Origin of the sequence: Methylobacterium organophilum, assembly GCF_022179465.1 — a bacterium.
Taxonomy (GTDB): domain Bacteria; phylum Pseudomonadota; class Alphaproteobacteria; order Rhizobiales; family Beijerinckiaceae; genus Methylobacterium; species Methylobacterium organophilum.
In genome coordinates, this window is the sequence record NZ_BPQV01000002.1 from 554309 (window position 1) to 571741 (window position 17433).

18 protein-coding genes and 2 tRNA genes are annotated in these 17433 nt (G+C 68.0%); 9 read left to right on the top strand and 11 right to left on the bottom strand.

Features of this window, described 5'->3' with window-relative positions; genetic code table 11:
- The first annotated feature begins 51 nt into the window (after positions 1-51).
- The gene (locus MFF21_RS05325) at positions 52-1104 is read left to right on the top strand and encodes a glutamine synthetase beta-grasp domain-containing protein (RefSeq protein ID WP_238310153.1); all 1053 of its coding nucleotides are present in this window, start codon (positions 52-54) and stop codon (positions 1102-1104) included.
- Positions 1105-1205: 101 nt separating this feature from the next.
- Here MFF21_RS05325 and MFF21_RS05330 read toward each other — a convergent pair whose 3' ends face one another.
- Together MFF21_RS05330 and MFF21_RS05335 are read right to left on the bottom strand one after the other, a co-directional pair.
- Positions 1206-2135, bottom strand: a complete 930-nt coding sequence (locus MFF21_RS05330; RefSeq protein ID WP_238310154.1) for a glutaminase — start codon at positions 2133-2135, stop codon at positions 1206-1208.
- 119 nt (positions 2136-2254) lie between these two features.
- On the bottom strand, positions 2255-2593 hold the full coding sequence (locus MFF21_RS05335; RefSeq protein WP_147727910.1) for a P-II family nitrogen regulator: 339 nt from the start codon (positions 2591-2593) through the stop codon (positions 2255-2257).
- Between the two features lie 165 nt (positions 2594-2758).
- Between MFF21_RS05335 and MFF21_RS05340 the strand changes: the two genes are divergently transcribed.
- The gene (locus MFF21_RS05340; RefSeq protein ID WP_238310155.1) at positions 2759-4318 is read left to right on the top strand and encodes an NAD(P)H-hydrate dehydratase; all 1560 of its coding nucleotides are present in this window, start codon (positions 2759-2761) and stop codon (positions 4316-4318) included.
- Here the strand turns inward: MFF21_RS05340 and MFF21_RS05345 are convergent.
- Complete coding sequence (locus tag MFF21_RS05345; protein ID WP_238310156.1) at positions 4311-5768, bottom strand: multicopper oxidase family protein; 1458 nt, start codon at positions 5766-5768, stop codon at positions 4311-4313. The genes MFF21_RS05340 and MFF21_RS05345 overlap by 8 nt on opposite strands.
- Positions 5769-5964: 196 nt before the next feature.
- Here MFF21_RS05345 and MFF21_RS05350 point away from each other — a divergent pair.
- The 7 genes from MFF21_RS05350 to MFF21_RS05380 all read left to right on the top strand — a co-directional run bounded on the left by MFF21_RS05350 (position 5965) and on the right by MFF21_RS05380 (position 13272).
- Positions 5965-6049 (top strand) — tRNA-Leu (locus tag MFF21_RS05350).
- A 175-nt stretch (positions 6050-6224) separates the two neighbouring features.
- Positions 6225-7625 carry a trigger factor gene (gene tig / locus MFF21_RS05355; protein WP_238310157.1) on the top strand — a complete coding sequence of 467 codons (1401 nt, stop codon included), beginning with the start codon at positions 6225-6227 and terminating at the stop codon, positions 7623-7625.
- Positions 7626-7751: 126 nt separating this feature from the next.
- On the top strand, positions 7752-8378 hold the full coding sequence (locus MFF21_RS05360; RefSeq protein ID WP_238310158.1) for an ATP-dependent Clp protease proteolytic subunit: 627 nt from the start codon (positions 7752-7754) through the stop codon (positions 8376-8378).
- A gap of 213 nt (positions 8379-8591) precedes the next feature.
- Positions 8592-9863 carry an ATP-dependent Clp protease ATP-binding subunit ClpX gene (gene clpX / locus MFF21_RS05365; protein WP_238310159.1) on the top strand — a complete coding sequence of 424 codons (1272 nt, stop codon included), beginning with the start codon at positions 8592-8594 and terminating at the stop codon, positions 9861-9863.
- 284 nt (positions 9864-10147) lie between these two features.
- Positions 10148-12568 (top strand): endopeptidase La, encoded by a 2421-nt coding sequence (gene lon, locus MFF21_RS05370; protein WP_238310160.1) that lies wholly within the window; start codon positions 10148-10150, stop codon positions 12566-12568.
- A gap of 143 nt (positions 12569-12711) precedes the next feature.
- Positions 12712-12787 (top strand) — tRNA-Val (locus MFF21_RS05375).
- A 218-nt stretch (positions 12788-13005) separates the two neighbouring features.
- Positions 13006-13272 (top strand): hypothetical protein, encoded by a 267-nt coding sequence (locus tag MFF21_RS05380; RefSeq protein WP_238310161.1) that lies wholly within the window; start codon positions 13006-13008, stop codon positions 13270-13272.
- Positions 13273-13370: 98 nt separating this feature from the next.
- Here the strand turns inward: MFF21_RS05380 and MFF21_RS05385 are convergent, their stop codons facing one another.
- The 8 genes from MFF21_RS05385 to MFF21_RS05415 all read right to left on the bottom strand — a co-directional run bounded on the left by MFF21_RS05385 (position 13371) and on the right by MFF21_RS05415 (position 17265).
- Positions 13371-13784, bottom strand: coding sequence for a hypothetical protein (locus MFF21_RS05385; protein WP_238310162.1), 414 nt, complete (start codon positions 13782-13784; stop codon positions 13371-13373).
- A 77-nt stretch (positions 13785-13861) separates the two neighbouring features.
- Positions 13862-14269 (bottom strand): hypothetical protein, encoded by a 408-nt coding sequence (locus MFF21_RS05390; protein WP_238310163.1) that lies wholly within the window; start codon positions 14267-14269, stop codon positions 13862-13864.
- Entirely contained in the window at positions 14269-14529 is a 261-nt protein-coding gene (locus tag MFF21_RS05395) for a hypothetical protein (RefSeq protein WP_238310164.1), read from the bottom strand. Before MFF21_RS05395 ends, MFF21_RS05390 begins: the two co-directional genes overlap by 1 nt.
- 1 nt (position 14530) lies before the next feature.
- Entirely contained in the window at positions 14531-15199 is a 669-nt protein-coding gene (locus tag MFF21_RS05400) for a glycoside hydrolase family 19 protein (protein ID WP_238310165.1), read from the bottom strand.
- Between the two features lie 110 nt (positions 15200-15309).
- On the bottom strand, positions 15310-15786 hold the full coding sequence (locus MFF21_RS05405) for a sterol desaturase family protein (protein ID WP_238310166.1): 477 nt from the start codon (positions 15784-15786) through the stop codon (positions 15310-15312).
- 47 nt (positions 15787-15833) lie between these two features.
- Positions 15834-15986 (bottom strand): hypothetical protein, encoded by a 153-nt coding sequence (locus MFF21_RS05410; RefSeq protein WP_238310167.1) that lies wholly within the window; start codon positions 15984-15986, stop codon positions 15834-15836.
- A 127-nt stretch (positions 15987-16113) separates the two neighbouring features.
- The gene (locus MFF21_RS24095; protein ID WP_373324926.1) at positions 16114-16635 is read right to left on the bottom strand and encodes an HNH endonuclease; all 522 of its coding nucleotides are present in this window, start codon (positions 16633-16635) and stop codon (positions 16114-16116) included.
- Positions 16636-16914: 279 nt separating this feature from the next.
- Positions 16915-17265 (bottom strand): septal ring lytic transglycosylase RlpA family protein, encoded by a 351-nt coding sequence (locus MFF21_RS05415; protein WP_238310168.1) that lies wholly within the window; start codon positions 17263-17265, stop codon positions 16915-16917.
- Between the last annotated feature and the right edge of the window lie 168 nt (positions 17266-17433).

The window sequence follows — 17433 nt, forward strand, 5'->3', positions numbered from 1 at the left end:
CTGTCTGAACGTGTGTCAGATTTCGAATGGTCCACGGACGAGAGACCTAGGATGACAAAATACAAGCTCGAGTATATATGGCTCGACGGTTATACTCCGGTCCCGAACCTGCGTGGCAAGACGCAGATCAAGGAGTATGAGAGCTTTCCCACGCTGGAGCAGCTTCCGCTCTGGGGCTTCGACGGCAGCTCCACGCAGCAGGCCGAGGGTTCCAACTCCGACTGCGTGCTCAAGCCGATCCGCCACTTCCCCGATCCCGCCCGCACCAACGGCGTGCTCGTGCTCTGCGAAGTGATGATGCCGGACGGCAAGACCCCGCATCCGTCCAACAAGCGCGCCACCATCCTGGACGATTCCGGCGCCTGGTTCGGCTTCGAGCAGGAATACTTCTTCTACAAGAACGGCCGCCCGCTCGGCTTCCCCGAGAGCGGCTACCCGGCGCCGCAGGGCCCGTACTACACCGGCGTCGGCTACTCGAACGTCGGCTCGGTCGCGCGCCAGATCGTCGAGGAGCATCTCGACCTCTGCCTCGCCGCCGGCATCAACCACGAGGGCATCAACGCCGAGGTGGCGAAGGGCCAGTGGGAATTCCAGATCTTCGGCAAGGGCTCCAAGAAGGCCGCCGACGAGATGTGGATGGCCCGCTACCTGATGCAGCGCCTCTGCGAGAAGTACGAGATCGACATCGAGTACCACTGCAAGCCGCTCGGCGACACCGACTGGAACGGCTCGGGCATGCACTGCAACTTCTCGACGACGTTCATGCGCGAGACGGGCGGCAAGGAGTACTTCGAGGCGCTGATGGCGGCCTTCGACAGGAACCTCGAGGACCACATCGCCGTCTACGGCCCGGACAATCACATGCGCCTGACCGGCAAGCATGAGACGGCGCCGTGGAACAAGTTCAGCTACGGCGTGGCCGACCGCGGCGCGTCGATCCGCGTGCCCCACAGCTTCGTCAACAACGGCTACAAGGGCTACCTCGAGGATCGCCGCCCGAACTCGCAGGGCGACCCCTACCAGATCGCCTCGCAGGTCCTGAAGACGATCGCCTCCGTGCCGCTCCCCGGCGCCAAGGCCGAGGCCGAGAAGGCCGTCGCCTAAGGATCTTCGAGGCCGAATACGGCATCGGACCAGAGCCGCTCCCGCCGGAAGGCGGGGGCGGATTTTGTTTGGGCCCGCGCCGCAAGCCCGGCGGAGGGGCCCTAAGCCCCGAAGATCGACCAGCCCATCCGTTTCGTCAGCGACTCCAGGGCGATGCGGCCGAGATGGGAATTGCCGGCGGCGTCGAGCCCCGGGGACCAGACCGCGATCGAGGCCTTGCCCGGGACGATCGCCAGGATGCCGCCGCCGACCCCGCTCTTGCCCGGCAGGCCGACCCGGTAGGCGAACTCGCCCGACCCGTCGTAATGGCCGCAGGTCAGCATCACCGCGTTGATGCGGCGCGCCCGCTCGGCCGAGATCACCGAGTGCCCCGCCAGGGGATGCCGCCCGCCATAGGCGAGGAACAAGCCGGCGGTGGCGAGCTGCCGGCAGGACATGGCGATGGCGCAGTGGTGGAAATAGACGCCCAGGGTGTAGTCGACCGGGTTCTCGATCACCCCGAAGGAGCGCATGTAGTTGGCGAGCGCGGCGTTGCGGAAGCCGGTGCGCTTCTCCGAGGCGGCCACGGTCTCGTCGATGACGATGCCGGAATGGAGCGCCAGGAACTGCATGAAGCGCAGGATCTCGCCGAGCGCCTCCCGCGGCTGGTGGCCCGACAGGATCACGTCCGTGACCGCGATCGCCCCCGCATTGATGAAGGGATTGCGCGGGATGCCCTGCTCGCGCTCCAGCTGGACGATGGAGTTGAAGGGGCTGCCCGAGGGCTCGCGGCCGACGCGCCGCCAGAGCCGGTCGCCGACCATGCCGAGCGCCAGGGTGAGGGTGAAGACCTTGGAAATGCTCTGGATCGAGAAGGGGATATCGGCGTCGCCCCCGGCGGCGGCGTGGCCCTCCGCATCGATCACGACGAGGCCGAAGGCGTTCGGATCGGCCCGGGCCAGTTCGGGGATGTAGCTGGCGACCTCGCCCCGGTCGGGCCGCGCCCGCATCTCATCGGCGATCTCCTGGACGACTCGGTCGAGGTCGGGCACGGCGGGCTCGCTGGTTGCGGCCGCGGCAACGCGCCCCGCGACGCGAGCGATGCGGCGTCAGGAGGACGGGGAGGCTGTTGGGGACGCGCCGCGCTCGGCCCGGCGCCTCCCGGATCGGGTCAGATCGCGTCCGGACCGGTCTCGCCGGTGCGGATGCGGATCGCCTCCTCGATCGTCGAGACGAAGATCTTGCCGTCGCCGATGCGGCCGGTCTGGGCCGACTTGCGGATGGCCTCCACGGCGCCCTCCACGAGGGCGTCGGAGAGCACGATCTCGAGCTTCACCTTCGGCAGGAAGTCCACGACGTATTCGGCGCCACGATAGAGCTCCGTATGGCCCTTCTGGCGGCCGAAGCCCTTGGCCTCGATCACGGTGATGCCCTGGAGGCCGACCTCCTGGAGAGCCTCCTTCACCTCGTCGAGCTTGAACGGCTTGATGATCGCCTCGATCTTCTTCATCCGAAAAGGCCCGACCTGAACGCTGTGATTGTTGGAATTTCTACCATCCCCCATAGCGAACCGCCACGGCGATTTGAACGGGACGGCGCACGATCTGCCCACCTCCTATGCAGATTGCGCGGAAAATTACAGCATTTTGCCGACAAATGATGGATTCTTATGCAGATGGTGGATGGTGCACGGGCAGATTGGGTGCAGGGCGAGGGGGATGCGTGCCGCCTGCTCACCGTGGAGGCGATGCGGCAGGTGGATGCGACGGCGATCGCGGGCGGCACGCCGGGCCTCGTGCTGATGCGCAATGCCGGGGCGGCCGTCGCCGAGCGGGCCCGGGCCCATCTCGGCTCCGGCGGACGCGTGCTGGTGCTGTGCGGTCCGGGCAATAACGGCGGCGACGGCTTCGAGGCGGCCCGACTTCTCGCCGAAGCCGGCTTCGAGGCCGTCCTGCACCTCCTCGGAGAACGGGAAGCGCTGACGGGCGACGCGGCCGCGGCGGCGGCCGCCTGGACCGGCCCGGTCGCGGCGATCGAGCCCCTGCCGGATTTTGCCGCCTTCGACCTCGTCATCGACGCCTTGTTCGGCGCCGGGCTGTCGCGGGACATCGAGGGCGCGGCGGCCCGCCTGATCGCGGCGCTGAACGCGGCGCGCCGTCCCGTCCTCGCCGTCGACGTGCCAAGCGGCGTCGACGGGGATACCGGCGCGGTCCGGGGCGTGGCGGTGCGGGCGGACGAGACGGTGACCTTCGTCCGGCTGAAGCCCGGCCATCTGCTGCAGCCGGGGCGGGCGCAATGCGGCGCGCTCTACGTGGCGGAGATCGGCACCGGCGCGGCGGCGCTCGCGGCCGGCCTCGCCGTGGCCGTGCCGCCGGCCTACCGCAACGGGCCGGCCCTGTGGGAAAACAGCTTTCCGCATCTCGAAGCGGCGAGCCACAAATACACCCGCGGCCATGCCGTGGTCGTGTCGGGGCCGGCCCACAAGACCGGGGCGGCGCGGCTCGCCGCGCGGGGCGCCCTGCGCGTGGGCGCGGGCCTCGTCACCCTCGTCTCGCCCCAGGCGGCCCTGGCGGAGAACGCGGCGCATCTGACGGCGATCATGCTGCGGCCTTGCGAGGATGCGGACGACCTCGACGACCTGCTGACCGACGAGCGGCTCAACGTGGTTCTGGCCGGGCCGGGGCTCGGGAGCGGGGACCGTACCCGCGACATCGTCGCGGTGGCGGCCTCGGCCGGCCGGGGCCTCGTCCTCGACGCCGACGCGCTCACGAGCTTCGCCGGCCAGCTGCCTCTGCTCGCCGCCCATCTGCGCGACGGCGCGGCCCGGGCCGTGCTCACCCCTCATACCGGCGAATTCGCCCGGCTGTTCAAGGACACCGACGCCGTCGCGGAGGGCCTGCCCAAGCACGAGCGGGCGCGCCGGGCAGCGGCGCTCAGCGGGGCGGTCGTGGTGCTGAAGGGGGCCGACACGGTGATCGCCGACCCGGACGGGCGCGTGGCGATCAACGACCACGGCACGCCCTATCTCGGCACGGCCGGCTCCGGCGACGTGCTCGCCGGGCTCGTCGCGGGGCTGATCGCGCAGGGCATGGCGCCCTTCGAGGCCGCCGCCGCGGCGGTCTGGCTGCACGGGGATGCCGGCCTGCGCCACGGGCCGGGCCTGATCGCGGAGGACCTGCCCGAGCTGATGCCGGCGGTGCTGCGGGATCTCGTCCGAGACCGTCCGGTCAGGTGACCTCGAAGCTCGTCCAGAGCCCGGTGTCGAAGCGCTCCAGCACCGTCGCGCCGAGGAGCCAGCGCCCGGGATTGTCGGCGATGAAGGCGATGCGGGCGGTCTTGCCCTCGACGAGCTGGAAGGTGTCGAGCCAGTAGGGCTCCCAGCCGTCGTCGAGGGGATGCAGCAGGCGGAAGACGTGGCCGTGCAGGTGCAGGGCCTGGGTGAAGGCGGTGTCGTTGCGAATCGCCAGCACCACGGCCTGGCCGCGCTTCACCGAGAAGGCCGGGCCGGAATCCGGCCCGCCGCTCGCCCCGTTCACCTGCCAAATCCGGGCGGGATCGCCGCTGAAGGCCGGCTCGGCGGCGGGGTTGGCCTTGTCGATCCGGGCGCCCCCTGTGAGCACGATGTCCCGGCGGAAGGCGTTCTGCAGCTTGATCTCGGCCGGCAGGGCCGTGTTCTCGGGAAGCGCCGCGATCGGCGGGCGCTTCTCCGTCACCGGCTCGCCCTTGGCGACGAGCTTGGCCAGGACGAAGCCGTTGCCGATCAGCGCGGTGATGCTGCCGCCGCCCGCCATCTCCGCCGGCATGTCGAACATCAGGTCGTAGCGCGTGCCGGGCGGGAAGGGCAGGGTGGCCCGCAGGGGCTCGAAGGTGTCCGTCGGCTGCCCGTCCACCGCCACGACATAGACCTTGAGCCCGTCGAAGCGGATGCGGGTGCTGCGGGCGTTGCAGCCATTGGCGAGGCGCAGCCGCACCCGGGCGCCGGGGCGCAGTTCGATCGTCTCCGGGATCGGCTTGCCGTTGAGCGTGACGAGGTTGCCGAGGCGGCCGGAGGCGGCGGCGAAGGGCATCGGGCCGAAGGGGGCGAGCCGGCCGTCCTCCTCGAGCCGCCAATCCTGCATCAGCAGGCCGAGATCGTGGTCGAGGGCGGGGGGCGCCTTCTCCGCCACCACGAACAGGCCGGCGAGGCCCCGGCCGGAGGGCTCGCTGGCGCCGCCCACCACGAGGGGGCGGATCAGGCTGGTGCCGGAATCGGGGGGGACGAACTCGTAGGTGAACTCGGCCCCGGGGGCGATCGGCGGCTGCGTGACGCCCCCGACGCCGTCCATGGCGTTGCGGTTGCGGATGCCGTGCCAGTGCAGGGACAGGGGCTTGGCGGTGCGGTTGGCCACCTTCAGGCGGAAGGGCTCGCCCTGCCGGCCCCGCAGCAGGGGCGGGGCCGTCTTGCCGTCGAAGCACCAGATCTCGGTCTCCGCCGCCGGCTCCGGCCTGAACCGGACGCGGCCCGGCGCGGCGGGGAAGGCGGGGGGCGCCTCGGCCGGGGAGGGGGAAGGCGGCGCGGGCGAGGCCGCCGGCTTTCCGGCCTGTGCGAGCGCCCCGGCCGGGAGAAGCGCGGCGGCCCCGGCGAGGAGGGCGCGGCGGGAGAATCCCGGCTCGGAGGTGGGCTGCGGCGGCGGGCGGTCCGACATGACACCTCGGGATCGGGAGCGGGCACCGGCCGCGGAGCCGGGCACGGGCTTGTAGCGGCGGGGCCGGCTCCCGGCTACCGTTCAAAGGGAATCGCCCGGAGAGACACCCACCCGTAAGTTTTTTGCTGCGGCCCGGGACACGCATGCTATAGAGCCGCGCCTATACGGCGGGACGCACGCCGTGTCGCAGGCGCTCGCGGGCGTGGCGGAACTGGTAGACGCGCTGGATTTAGGTTCCAGTGACGAAAGTCGTGGGGGTTCGAGCCCCTCCGCCCGCACCAGGCCGCACGAGGCAACGGACGGCTTCCTCTCTCCAGTGAAGCCGGCCCGGCCGATCCCGTCACGAGGCGATTCTCGACCGCTGCTGCGCCGGAAGCCGGCAGCCCGCCTCCCGTGCGGGCTGCCGGCGCATACGAGATCAGTGACGACCTTTTTGAGAAGAAGCGAACCACGACGATGCAGGTGACCGAGACCACGTCCGAGGGCTTGAAGCGCGAGTTTCAGGTGCTCCTGCCGGCCAACGAGCTGGAAGCCCGCCTCGACGCCGAGCTGTCCAACATCAAGGGCAAGGTGCAGATCAAGGGCTTCCGCCCCGGCAAGGTGCCCGTGGCGCATCTGCGCAAGGTCTACGGCAAGTCCGTGATGGCCGACGTGCTGCAGAACGCCGTCAACGAGGCCAACCAGCAGATCGTCGCCGAGAACAGCCTCAAGCTCGCCCTCGAGCCGCAGATCGAGTTCCCGAAGGACGAGGAGAAGAACATCGTCGAGCGGGCGCTGGACGCCAAGGACGACCTCGCCTTCAAGGTGAAGCTCGAGCTGCTGCCGACCTTCGAGCTGGTCGACCTCTCCGACGTCACCCTCAAGAAGCTCGTCGTGAAGCCCTCCGAGGAGGAGGTCGGCGAGGCGATCGAGCGGATGGCCAAGGAGAACCGCTCCTTCGAGGACCGCGCCGAGGGCGAGGCCGCCCAGAGCGGCGACCGCCTCACCATCGACTTCGTCGGCCGCATCGACGGCGTCGAGTTCGAGGGCGGCAAGGGCGAGGACGTGGACCTGGAGCTCGGCTCCAACACCTTCATCCCCGGCTTCGAGGACCAGCTCGTCGGCGCCAAGGTCGGTGACAGCCGCCTCGTGAAGGTCGCTTTCCCGGCCGACTACCAGGCCGAGCAGCTCGCCGGCAAGGATGCCGAGTTCGACGTGACCGTGAAGGCGGTGAAGGCCCCGGGCGAGACCAAGGCCGACGACGAGCTCGCCAAGCGCTTCGGCATGGAATCCCTCGACAAGCTCAAGGAAGCCATCGAGAAGGCCATCGGCTCGGATTACGACGCCCAGTCGCGCCGCAAGCTCAAGAAGGAGCTCCTCGACGCGCTGGACGGCAAGTACGCCTTCGAGCTGCCCCCGAGCCTCGTGCACCAGGAGTTCGCGGCCGTGTGGGCGCAGGTCGAGCAGGACCTGAAGAACCGCGGCAAGACCTTCGAGGACGAGGGCTCGACCGAGGAGAAGGCCCAGGCGGAGTACCGCAAGATCGCCGAGCGTCGCGTCCGTCTCGGACTGGTGCTTGCGCAGGTCGGCGAGACGGCCGATATCAAGGTCTCCGACGACGAGGTCAATCAGGCCCTGTTCGCCCGCATCCGGCAGTTCCCGGGTCAGGAGCAGCAGGTCTACGACTTCTACCGGAAGAACCCGCAGGCGCTCGCCGAGCTTCGTGCGCCGCTGTTCGAGGAGAAGGTGGTCGACCACGTTCTCGGACAGGTCAAACTCGTCGAAGAGCCCGTCTCCAAGGAGGCGCTCTTCGCCGAGGACGAGGAAGCCGACGACGCCGCCAAGACCGAGCCGGCGGCCGAGAAGGCCGCCGAGTAAGGCCTGCCCCCTCGCAGACAGGGAGCGGGCCGATCAGGCGGCGTTAACCGAGCGCCGCCGATGTTCGCTTGAACCGAGGCCCGGTGCGATTCGCACCGGGTCCGGACCTGGAGCCGAGGGCTGACGATGAGAGATCCGGTCGACTACTTCCACAACTCGCTCGTGCCGATGGTGGTCGAGCAGTCGAGCCGCGGCGAACGCGCCTTCGACATCTATTCCCGGCTCCTGCGCGAGCGGATCATCTTCCTGACCGGGCCGGTCGAGGACCAGGGCGCCTCCCTGATCGTGGCGCAGCTCCTGTTCCTGGAAGCCGAGAACCCGAAGAAGGAAATCTCTTTCTACATCAACTCGCCCGGCGGCGTGGTCACCTCCGGCCTGTCGATCTACGACACGATGCAGTTCATCCGCTGCCCGGTGACGACCCTCTGCGTCGGCCAGGCCGCCTCGATGGGCTCGCTGCTGCTGACCGCCGGCGAGCCCGGCCACCGCTTCGCCCTGCCCAACGCCCGGATCATGGTCCACCAGCCCTCCGGCGGCTTCCAGGGCCAGGCGACGGACATCCTGATCCATGCCCGCGAGATCGAGGCCCTGAAGAAGCGCCTCAACGAGATCTACGTGAAGCATACCGGCCGCGATTACGAGACGATCCACCAGGCGCTCGAGCGGGACAACTTCATGACCGCCGACGCGGCCAAGGATTTCGGCCTGATCGACGACATCCTGCACAAGCGGCCGGAGCCGGCGGCGGCCTGATCGGCCGGCCGGCGGGCGTGTGCGGCAACGATGTCGCAACACTCCCGCCGACCGCCGGTTGATCCTCAAACGGCCACATGCTTGCATCAGGGCTTGTGCCGTTTCGGGCTCACCCGTGCAGGCAGGTGACTGTTTCTTTAAGCGGATGCCCTTAACTAAGACCGATGCGCGTGTGCCCCTGGCTGGTGCCGCGCTTCCGAATCGGAGACCGATATGAGCAAGACCGGCGGCAACGATTCCAAGAGCACGCTGTACTGCTCGTTCTGCGGCAAGAGCCAGCACGAGGTCCGCAAGCTGATCGCGGGCCCGACGGTGTTCATCTGCGACGAGTGCGTCGAGCTGTGCATGGACATCATCCGCGAGGAGTCGAAATCCTCGCTCGTGAAGTCGCGCGACGGGGTGCCCACCCCGAAGGAGATCCGGCGCGTCCTCGACGATTACGTCATCGGCCAGGACTTCGCCAAGAAGGTCCTCTCGGTCGCGGTGCACAACCACTACAAGCGCCTCGCCCACGCGACGAAGCACTCGGACGTCGAGCTCGCCAAGTCCAACATCATGCTGATCGGGCCGACCGGCTCGGGCAAGACGCTGCTCGCGCAGACGCTCGCCCGCATCCTCGACGTGCCCTTCACCATGGCGGATGCGACGACGCTGACCGAAGCCGGCTATGTCGGCGAGGATGTCGAGAACATCATCCTCAAGCTGCTCCAGGCCTCCGACTACAACGTCGAGCGGGCGCAGCGCGGCATCGTCTACATCGACGAGATCGACAAGATCTCCCGCAAGTCGGACAACCCCTCGATCACCCGCGACGTCTCGGGCGAGGGCGTGCAGCAGGCGCTCCTGAAGATCATGGAGGGCACCGTCGCCTCCGTGCCTCCGCAGGGCGGCCGCAAGCACCCGCAGCAGGAGTTCCTGCAGGTCGACACCACCAACATTCTCTTCATCTGCGGCGGCGCCTTCGCCGGCCTTGAGCGGATCATCTCCCAGCGCGGCAAGGGCACCTCGATCGGCTTCGGCGCGAGCGTGCAGGCGCCCGACGACCGCCGCACCGGCGAGATCTTCCGCTCGGTGGAGCCGGAGGACCTGCTGAAGTTCGGCCTCATCCCCGAATTCGTCGGCCGCCTGCCGGTGCTGGCGACCCTGGAGGATCTCGACGAGGAAGCCCTCAAGAAGATCCTGCAGGAGCCGAAGAACGCCCTGGTGAAGCAGTACCAGCGGCTGTTCGAGATGGAGAACGTGGAGCTGACCTTCCAGGACGAGGCGCTCTCGCTGGTCGCCCGCAAGGCGATCGAGCGCAAGACCGGCGCCCGCGGCCTGCGCTCCATCCTGGAGACCATCCTCCTCGACACGATGTACGACCTGCCCGGCCTCGACTCGGTCGAGCAGGTGGTGATCGGCCCGGAGGTGGTCGACGGGAAGGCGAAGCCGCTCTTCATCCACGGCGACCGCAACAAGGAAGCGCCGGCGAGCGTCAGCGCCTGAGGACGGCCCGGGGGGGCCGCCGGGGTCAGCCCCGGCGGCCCCTCGCGCATCCGGACAACCCCTTCATATCCTTAGCCGGGATGCTTGAAAGCGGGGGCTTCCGGGGCCAATTCTAGCCTCAGCACGGTGGCCGCACGCTCACATCCCGAGGTGCGGTGCCGGGCCACCAGCCGCAGACGTTTCCCCCAACGCTTCCGACCTCAAGCGGCCCGGTCGGCCCCTGGCAGGATGCTTGCTCGCTTCAGAGGAGCCGCTGCCCGGCGTCATCAGAAAAGGAAGTCATTATGACTCAGTCCAAAGCGCGCCACCCCGTCGTTCCGGGCTCGACGGGCTCCTACGCCGTCCTGCCGCTCCGCGACATCGTCGTCTTCCCGCACATGATCGTGCCGCTCTTCGTCGGCCGCGAGAAGTCGATCCGCGCGCTGGAAGAGGCCGTGCGCACCGATCGCCACATCCTGCTCGCCACGCAGATCAATGCCGGCGACGACGATCCGGCCACGGACGCGATCTATACGATCGGCACGCTCGCTTCCGTGCTGCAGCTCCTGAAGCTGCCCGACGGCACCGTGAAGGTGCTGGTCGAGGGCGCCGGCCGCGCGCGCATCGAGTCCTTCGTGCGCTCCGACGAATTCTACGAGGCCCATGCCCTCACGCTGGCCGACGATCTCGGCGACCGCGTCGAGGCGGAGGCGCTCGCCCGCTCGGTCATCTCCGAGTTCGAGAACTACGTGAAGCTGAACAAGAAGATCTCGCCCGAGGTCGTCTCGGCGGTCACGCAGATCGAGGAGCCCTCCAAGCTCGCCGACACGGTCGGCTCGCATCTCGCGGTCAAGATCGCCGACAAGCAGGCGATCCTCGAGATCCCCACGGTGGCCCAGCGCCTCGAGCGCGTGCTGTCGCTGATGGAGAGCGAGATCTCCGTGCTCCAGGTGGAGAAGCGCATCCGGACCCGCGTCAAGCGGCAGATGGAGAAGACCCAGCGCGAGTACTACCTCAACGAGCAGATGAAGGCGATCCAGAAGGAGCTCGGCGACGAGGACGGCCGCGACGAGCTGGCCGAGCTCGAGGACAAGATCGAGAAGACCAAGTTCTCCAAGGAGGCCCGCGAGAAGGCGCAGGCCGAGCTGAAGAAGCTGCGCCAGATGTCGCCGATGTCGGCCGAGGCCACGGTCGTGCGCAACTACCTCGACTGGATGCTCGGCATCCCGTGGGGCAAGCGCTCGAAGATCAAGAAGGACCTGCTCGGGGCGCAGCAGCTCCTCGACTCGGACCATTTCGGCCTCGACAAGGTCAAGGACCGGATCGTCGAGTACCTCGCCGTGCAGCAGCGGGCGAACAAGCTCACCGGCCCGATCCTCTGCCTCGTCGGCCCCCCCGGCGTCGGCAAGACCTCCCTCGGCAAGTCGATCGCCAAGGCGACCGGCCGTGAGTTCGTGCGCATGTCGCTGGGCGGCGTGCGGGACGAGGCCGAGATCCGCGGCCACCGCCGGACCTATATCGGCTCGATGCCGGGCAAGATCGTCCAGTCGATGCGCAAGGCCAAGACCTCGAACCCGCTCATCCTGCTCGACGAGATCGACAAGATGGGCATGGATTTCCGCGGAGACCCCTCCGCGGCGCTCCTCGAGGTGCTGGACCCCGAGCAGAACGCGACCTTCAACGACCATTACCTCGAGGTCGATTACGACCTGTCGAACGTGATGTTCGTGACGACCGCGAACACGCTGAACATCCCCGCGCCCCTCATGGACCGCATGGAGGTGATCCGCATCGCCGGCTATACCGAGGAGGAGAAGCTGGAGATCGCCCGCCGCCACCTGATCCCGGAGGCGATGAAGAAGCACGGGCTCGGCACCGACGAGTGGTCGATCACCGATGACGGGCTGATGATGCTCATCCGCCGCTACACGCGGGAGGCGGGCGTCCGCAACCTGGAGCGGGAGATCTCCAACCTCGTCCGCAAGGCGGTGAAGGAGATCCTGATCACCAAGGTGAAGCAGGTCGAGGCCAATCCCGAGACCCTGCCGGAATTCCTGGGGCCGCCGAAGTTCCGCTACGGCGAGATCGACGCGGACGACCAGGTCGGCGTGGTGACGGGCCTGGCCTGGACCGAGGTCGGGGGCGAGCTGCTCACGATCGAGGGCGTCATGATGCCCGGCAAGGGCAAGATGACGGTCACGGGCAACCTGCGGGACGTGATGAAGGAGTCGATCTCGGCGGCGGCGAGCTATGTCCGCTCCCGGGCCATCGATTTCGGCATCGAGCCGCCGCTCTTCGAGCGCCGGGACATCCACGTCCACGTGCCGGAGGGGGCGACCCCGAAGGACGGCCCCTCCGCCGGCATCGCCATGGCGACCGCGATCATCTCGACACTCACCGGCATCCCGGTGCGCCGCGACATCGCCATGACCGGCGAGGTGACGCTGCGCGGCCGCGTGCTGCCGATCGGCGGCCTGAAGGAGAAGCTCCTGGCGGCCCTGCGCGGCGGCATCAAGACGGTGCTGATCCCGGAGGAGAATGCCAAGGACATCGCCGAGGTGCCCGACAGCGTGAAGAACGGCCTGGAGATCATCCCGGTCTCCCGGATGGACCAGGTCCTCACCCACGCCCTGGTGCGCCAGCCCGAGCCGATCGAGTGGGACGAGCCGGTCGCCACGGCGCCCAAGCCCGCCCACGAGGACGGCGCCGCGGTGGTGGCCCATTGAGGGTAGCCCATGAGGCTTGAGGCCGCACCCGCCGTGCGGCCCCTGAAGAGACGGAAGAGGCCCCCGGGTACCCCCGGGGGCCTTCTTTTTGCCGCGCCCCTTGCGCCGAGCCGGCCTCTTGCCTACCAAGCCCCTGACAAACAGGGCGGTTAGCTCAGTTGGTAGAGCGTCTCCTTTACACGGAGAGGGTCGGGGGTTCGAGCCCCTCACCGCCCACCAATTAAATCAATAGCTTAGAGCTGATTGTGCTTACTCAGATCGTCATCTTGTAAGCAGATAGTAAGCACCGTGAAGAACCGCACGGCCGAAAAACCGATCACCATCGCGGACTGTCCGGCCGAGGGAGCATGGAAGATCGGCCGGGCGCGGCCGGTCAGGAGACGGCCTTGAGGCCAAGATGAAGCGGTGCGTCCATAAGGGCTGAGGCGACCCGACCTATGATCGACCGAACCCGCCTTGTCGTCCTGGGCGCCCTGCTCGGCCTTCCGCTCGGCTGGGCCACGGCGCAGCCCGCCATGTTTGAGAAGGAGCAAGTCATCAAGGAGCTTGGCTCGCTCGTCGTGGCGGCGCGGCGGGAAGCTTCCTCGCTGCGCGATTTCTCCGAGGCCCAGCACGAGCACATCACGAAGCGGTGCCACGCCTCCGATTCGGAGGGCGAAGCGCGCCGGACGATCATCATGAGGCTGCCCGGCCGGGCGATCTGATCGCGTACCAAGTCTGGCTGGGCCCATTCTCCTGAAACGCGAAAACCGCCCCGGCCGGAGCCGGGGCGTGTGGCGTTAACAGGCGTTAACGGCAGCGGTCAGGGCTGTCGAAGCTTGGTGATCCGGACGCGCAGATCCTCGTCGTTCCGCTCCAGCTCCGCCATCTCGTCCTGGATCTCCGCCGAGCGCCGCTCCAGCGTCACGCGCCGCACGCTGTCGGCCTTGGGATAGACGGCCGCGTTCGCCGAGGTCTCGAAGCGCAGGCGCGCCCGCTGCTGCACGATCGCCTGCCGCTGCAGCTCGAGGGTGGTCGCGGCGAGACCGTCGATCTTCCTGGAGGTGGCGGTGTTCGACGCGTCGATCGATTTGACCACGGTCGCGATCTTGTCCTCGACGAAGGCCTGGCTCGCCGGCAGCGGCAGGCCCAGCGACGTGTAGGCGGCCAGGAAGGTGCCGCCGACGCCGAGGAAGGCCGCGCCCGTCTTGCCGTGTTCGAGGAGGGTCGAGAACATGGTGGCCCCCAAGGCCGGAGGCGCGACGGTGCTCCGGTCGCGCGAAAAGCCCCTCCCCAGGGAGGGGAGGGGTCGAGCTACTTGCTGAAGATGCGGCGCACTGCGCTGATGCCGACCTTCACGCCGGCGACAGTCAGGAGCACGTTGATCTCCAGCCCGTCGTAGGGCGGCGGCAGCTTGGCGATTTGCCAGTTGAAGTGGTGCACGCTGTCCAGCACGATCGCGCCGAAGTGGTAGAGGCAGAGCGCGAACAGGGATGGCACCATCCAGGCCGTCCAAGGGGATTCGGAGAGCTTCGCGCGCTCGGCCGCGATCACCTTCCGCTCCTCGACGTAGGCCGTGAGCTGGGCCTGGATCACCGCAGCGTCCGCGGTGACGTTCTGGCCGTTCGTCAGCACCCCGTTGTCGGAGCGCTTGGCGAGGAGGTCGAGCAGTTTCCCGGCAACGCCGGGCAGCCCGAGCAGGAGCGAGGCGATCCAGCCCATCACCGCGGCCCCTCACCAGGGCCGGGCCCGGGGCCGCGCGCTGCATCGCGCAGGTTCTTCAGCATCGGCGGCAAGACGAGCCGCGCCAGCGTCAGGGCGGCACCGATGCGGGTGCCGAATCCCTCGTAGCCGGCCGGCAGCACGGTAGACCAGTCGAAGCCGACCACCGCGTTGAGGATGTCCGGCAGCGAGAACAGGAAGGCCAGAAGGTAGATCCGCACGCCGACGAGGCGCGCGTTCAGGCGGGCGATCAGGTTCATCTCAGGAGGCCTTCCGGGAGAGGAGTGCGTGCACCCGCGACCAGAAGCCGGGCTGCGGATTGGAGACCGGTGCAACGGCAGCCGGCGCCATCGTCACAAAGGGCGCCTTAGGTGCAATCGGGATCACCGAGTGCCCGGCCGCTTGCAGCGCGGCGACGATCAGCTTGTGGTAGCCGGCGATCAGGGCGGCCTTGTCGGTCCCGTTGATGATGCGCCGGGCACCCTCGGGATCGTTCTTCGCGCCCCCGAAATAGTCCGACAGCTTCTTGCCGGTGAACCAGCCCTCGACCATGCCGCGGAACAGGATCGCCGCGGCAATGTCCGGGCGCATGGCGAGCGCCGGGTTCTTCACCAGGTCGTAGCCGAGCTCCTTGCCTGCCCGGGCATAGTTCGTCTCCCAGGTGAGCTGGACGAAGCCGCGCCCCCAGAACCCGGTCGGCCCGTAGGCCTTCCCCTTGCCCCGACCGTATTCCTCGATCGGCTGCATGGTGCGGTCCGTCTCGTGGAACGTGGTGGCCAGCGCATAGCCGAGCGACGTCGTGCCGAGCAGCGGCGGGGCGGCGTCGAAGATCGCGTCCATGCCGGCGACCTGCGCGGCCTTCAGCCGCCCGCCGAACAGGGATGCGCGCACGGCCGCATAGAAGGCGGCGCGGTTCAGGCTCGCGGCCATCGAGATCTCCGATGTGTGGTATGGTCGGGCGCTGACGCGGCCTGGGCTCGACGCCCGTCCTCGCGTGCGAGGCGGCTCCTGCCCGGAAGGATGGAGGCTCCTGGGCCGCGTCAGCGCTGCGGGCGATAGGTCCCGAGCAGGCGATCCCAGGCGGTGGTGACGACCCCGAAATTTGCCTCGTCGCCGCGGTGGTGCATCGCGTGGCGCATCTTCAGGGCGTAGAGCGGGTGGCCCGGCGCGATGCGCCAGTGATGCACGGCATGGTGGGCCGTGATGTAGGCGAGGTAGCCCAGGGCCAGGCCTGCCAGGATGCCGGCCGGCACGACCAGGAACAGGCCGCCGAAGATCGCGAGCGAGTGCCAGCTCGTCACGCCGGTCCGCCCCGAGGGGCGGGCGTGGTGCAGATCGTGCGCCGCCTTGAAGAACGGCAGGCGGTGGAACAGCACCCGGTGGATGACGTACTCCGCCAGCGACCACGCCACGAGGCCGGCGAGCAGCCCGGGCAGGCTGGCGCCGCCGGCGACGAGCAGCGCCAGGATCAGCGCCGGCATGGTGATGAAGTCGGCGTAATAGGCGAGGCGCGACATGCCGGCTTCCGAGAGGGGCGCCCCGCCGCGCGGGCGGGGCGGGACGGTCAGAGGACCTTGGCGAGGACGAAGGCGGCGGCGATCGCGCCCAGCGCTGCCACGGTGGCGAAGCGGGGGTGGGCGGCGACCCGGTCGACGAGGGCGCGCAGGGCCTTCTTGAGCCCGCCGGCGAGGGCGGTCTCGATGCTGTTCAGATCCACGGTGTGCTCCGAGTTCAGAGGAGAGCGACACGCACCCGGGCAAGCCCGCGATGCGTGATGCCGAGCGCGCGGGCCGCCCCGAGGGATAGGTCGATCAGCCGGCGCAGTCGGGGATGAGGGCCGCGGGCTATGTTGTGCGCGAGAAGCGGCCGAAATACTTGAGGGCACCAAGCCGGTAGGCTTCGGCGGCGTTCTCAATGTTGCTATAAGATCCAAGATGTACTTGACGTCGTTGAACGTTTATCTTTGCAGACCACTTTCGGTGCTGCCTATTCCAATAAACGCCTTTGTATCCAGATGTGTTGTTAGCGGGCTTCTTAGAATTAGCCTGATTAAGGGAGTCTGTCGCTAGTCTCAAATTGTTCCAGCGGTTATTTGATCGACAACCGTCCCGATGATCCAACTGCTCCGGCGGCCACTTTCCAGTCATATAAAACCAAGCAAGCCGATGCGATCTATAACTTGTTCCCTTAATTACGATAAATACATAGCCGCTTTTCTTGAGAGAACCCGCCTTTTGACCTGCCTTGACCCGAGAATAACTCTTCAGCCACGTCCAAAGACCGGTCTCCGGGTCATAGTGCAACAGCGCGCGAAGGCGCTCGATCGTCAGCCCGCTGCGAGCCTCCGGAAGGCAATCGGTTCGCATCCTGCCTCCAATATGATATCAGGTATTTATCTGATATCACATATGAAGGGCAATAGATGATATCGCCTTCGCCGCTCTCGTTGACGAGCCGGCAGCGATCCGCAACAGGCTCTTCAGTGGGCCGCAAGCAAATCAATCACGAGCAGACGCCTGCTCGCTTCGCCGAGGGCACGCTGGCCCGGATCGACGCCGTGCTTGTGGGCAAGGAAAAGCGCTCTGATTTCATTCGCCGCGCGGTCGAAGCCGAACTGGAGCGCCGCGAGGGGAATCGAAACCCGCCTACAGCGGCGAGATCCGAACCGAAGCCGTCCCGCGACTGAGAATGCCGAGGGCCAAAGCGGCCCCACGGGAGAGATCAATCGCGCGGCCGGTCCATGCTGCCGGCCCGCGATCGGTGACCCGTACGACGATCGAGCGGCCGGTTTTGCTGTCCGTGACGCGAGCAAGGCTGCCCAATGGCAAGCTCCGGTGGGCGGCCGTCATGGCGTTCTGGTCGAAGCGTTCGCCGCTCGCTGTGCGGCGCCCGTGAAAGCCGGGGCCGTACCAGGATGCGGTCTCGGCGAGAGCGGGCGAGGTCGCGAGCAAGGCGCACGCGATCCCGGCCCGCAGCGCGAGGCGATGCAGGATCATCACGGTTTCGATCTCAGGGGTTGGAGCGTCAGCGCTGCGGGACGAAGCCGGAGCCGGTGATGTTGAGCCCCGTCGTCCCGCTCGGGACGTTGGCCGGGCCCATGTTCGAGCTGGCGATGTTTGAGCCCGACTGCCGGAAGTAGACGAAGGTGTCGGCCGAGATCGCGG

Excerpts from the sequence above, each read along its gene's own strand:
- MFF21_RS05325 (WP_238310153.1), top strand. The coding sequence starts at position 52 with ATGACAAAATACAAGCTCGAGTATATATGGCTCGACGGTTATACTCCG.
- MFF21_RS05335 (WP_147727910.1), bottom strand. The coding sequence starts at position 2,593 with ATGAAGAAGATCGAGGCGATCATCAAGCCGTTCAAGCTCGACGAGGTG.
- MFF21_RS05340 (WP_238310155.1), top strand. The coding sequence starts at position 2,759 with ATGGTGGATGGTGCACGGGCAGATTGGGTGCAGGGCGAGGGGGATGCG.
- MFF21_RS05345 (WP_238310156.1), bottom strand. The coding sequence starts at position 5,768 with ATGTCGGACCGCCCGCCGCCGCAGCCCACCTCCGAGCCGGGATTCTCC.
- tig (WP_238310157.1), top strand. The coding sequence starts at position 6,225 with ATGCAGGTGACCGAGACCACGTCCGAGGGCTTGAAGCGCGAGTTTCAG.
- MFF21_RS05360 (WP_238310158.1), top strand. The coding sequence starts at position 7,752 with ATGAGAGATCCGGTCGACTACTTCCACAACTCGCTCGTGCCGATGGTG.
- clpX (WP_238310159.1), top strand. The coding sequence starts at position 8,592 with ATGAGCAAGACCGGCGGCAACGATTCCAAGAGCACGCTGTACTGCTCG.
- lon (WP_238310160.1), top strand. The coding sequence starts at position 10,148 with ATGACTCAGTCCAAAGCGCGCCACCCCGTCGTTCCGGGCTCGACGGGC.
- MFF21_RS05380 (WP_238310161.1), top strand. The coding sequence starts at position 13,006 with ATGATCGACCGAACCCGCCTTGTCGTCCTGGGCGCCCTGCTCGGCCTT.
- MFF21_RS05385 (WP_238310162.1), bottom strand. The coding sequence starts at position 13,784 with ATGTTCTCGACCCTCCTCGAACACGGCAAGACGGGCGCGGCCTTCCTC.
- MFF21_RS05390 (WP_238310163.1), bottom strand. The coding sequence starts at position 14,269 with ATGGGCTGGATCGCCTCGCTCCTGCTCGGGCTGCCCGGCGTTGCCGGG.
- MFF21_RS05395 (WP_238310164.1), bottom strand. The coding sequence starts at position 14,529 with ATGAACCTGATCGCCCGCCTGAACGCGCGCCTCGTCGGCGTGCGGATC.
- MFF21_RS05400 (WP_238310165.1), bottom strand. The coding sequence starts at position 15,199 with ATGGCCGCGAGCCTGAACCGCGCCGCCTTCTATGCGGCCGTGCGCGCA.
- MFF21_RS05405 (WP_238310166.1), bottom strand. The coding sequence starts at position 15,786 with ATGTCGCGCCTCGCCTATTACGCCGACTTCATCACCATGCCGGCGCTG.
- MFF21_RS24095 (WP_373324926.1), bottom strand. The coding sequence starts at position 16,635 with ATGCGAACCGATTGCCTTCCGGAGGCTCGCAGCGGGCTGACGATCGAG.
- MFF21_RS05415 (WP_238310168.1), bottom strand. The coding sequence starts at position 17,265 with ATGATCCTGCATCGCCTCGCGCTGCGGGCCGGGATCGCGTGCGCCTTG.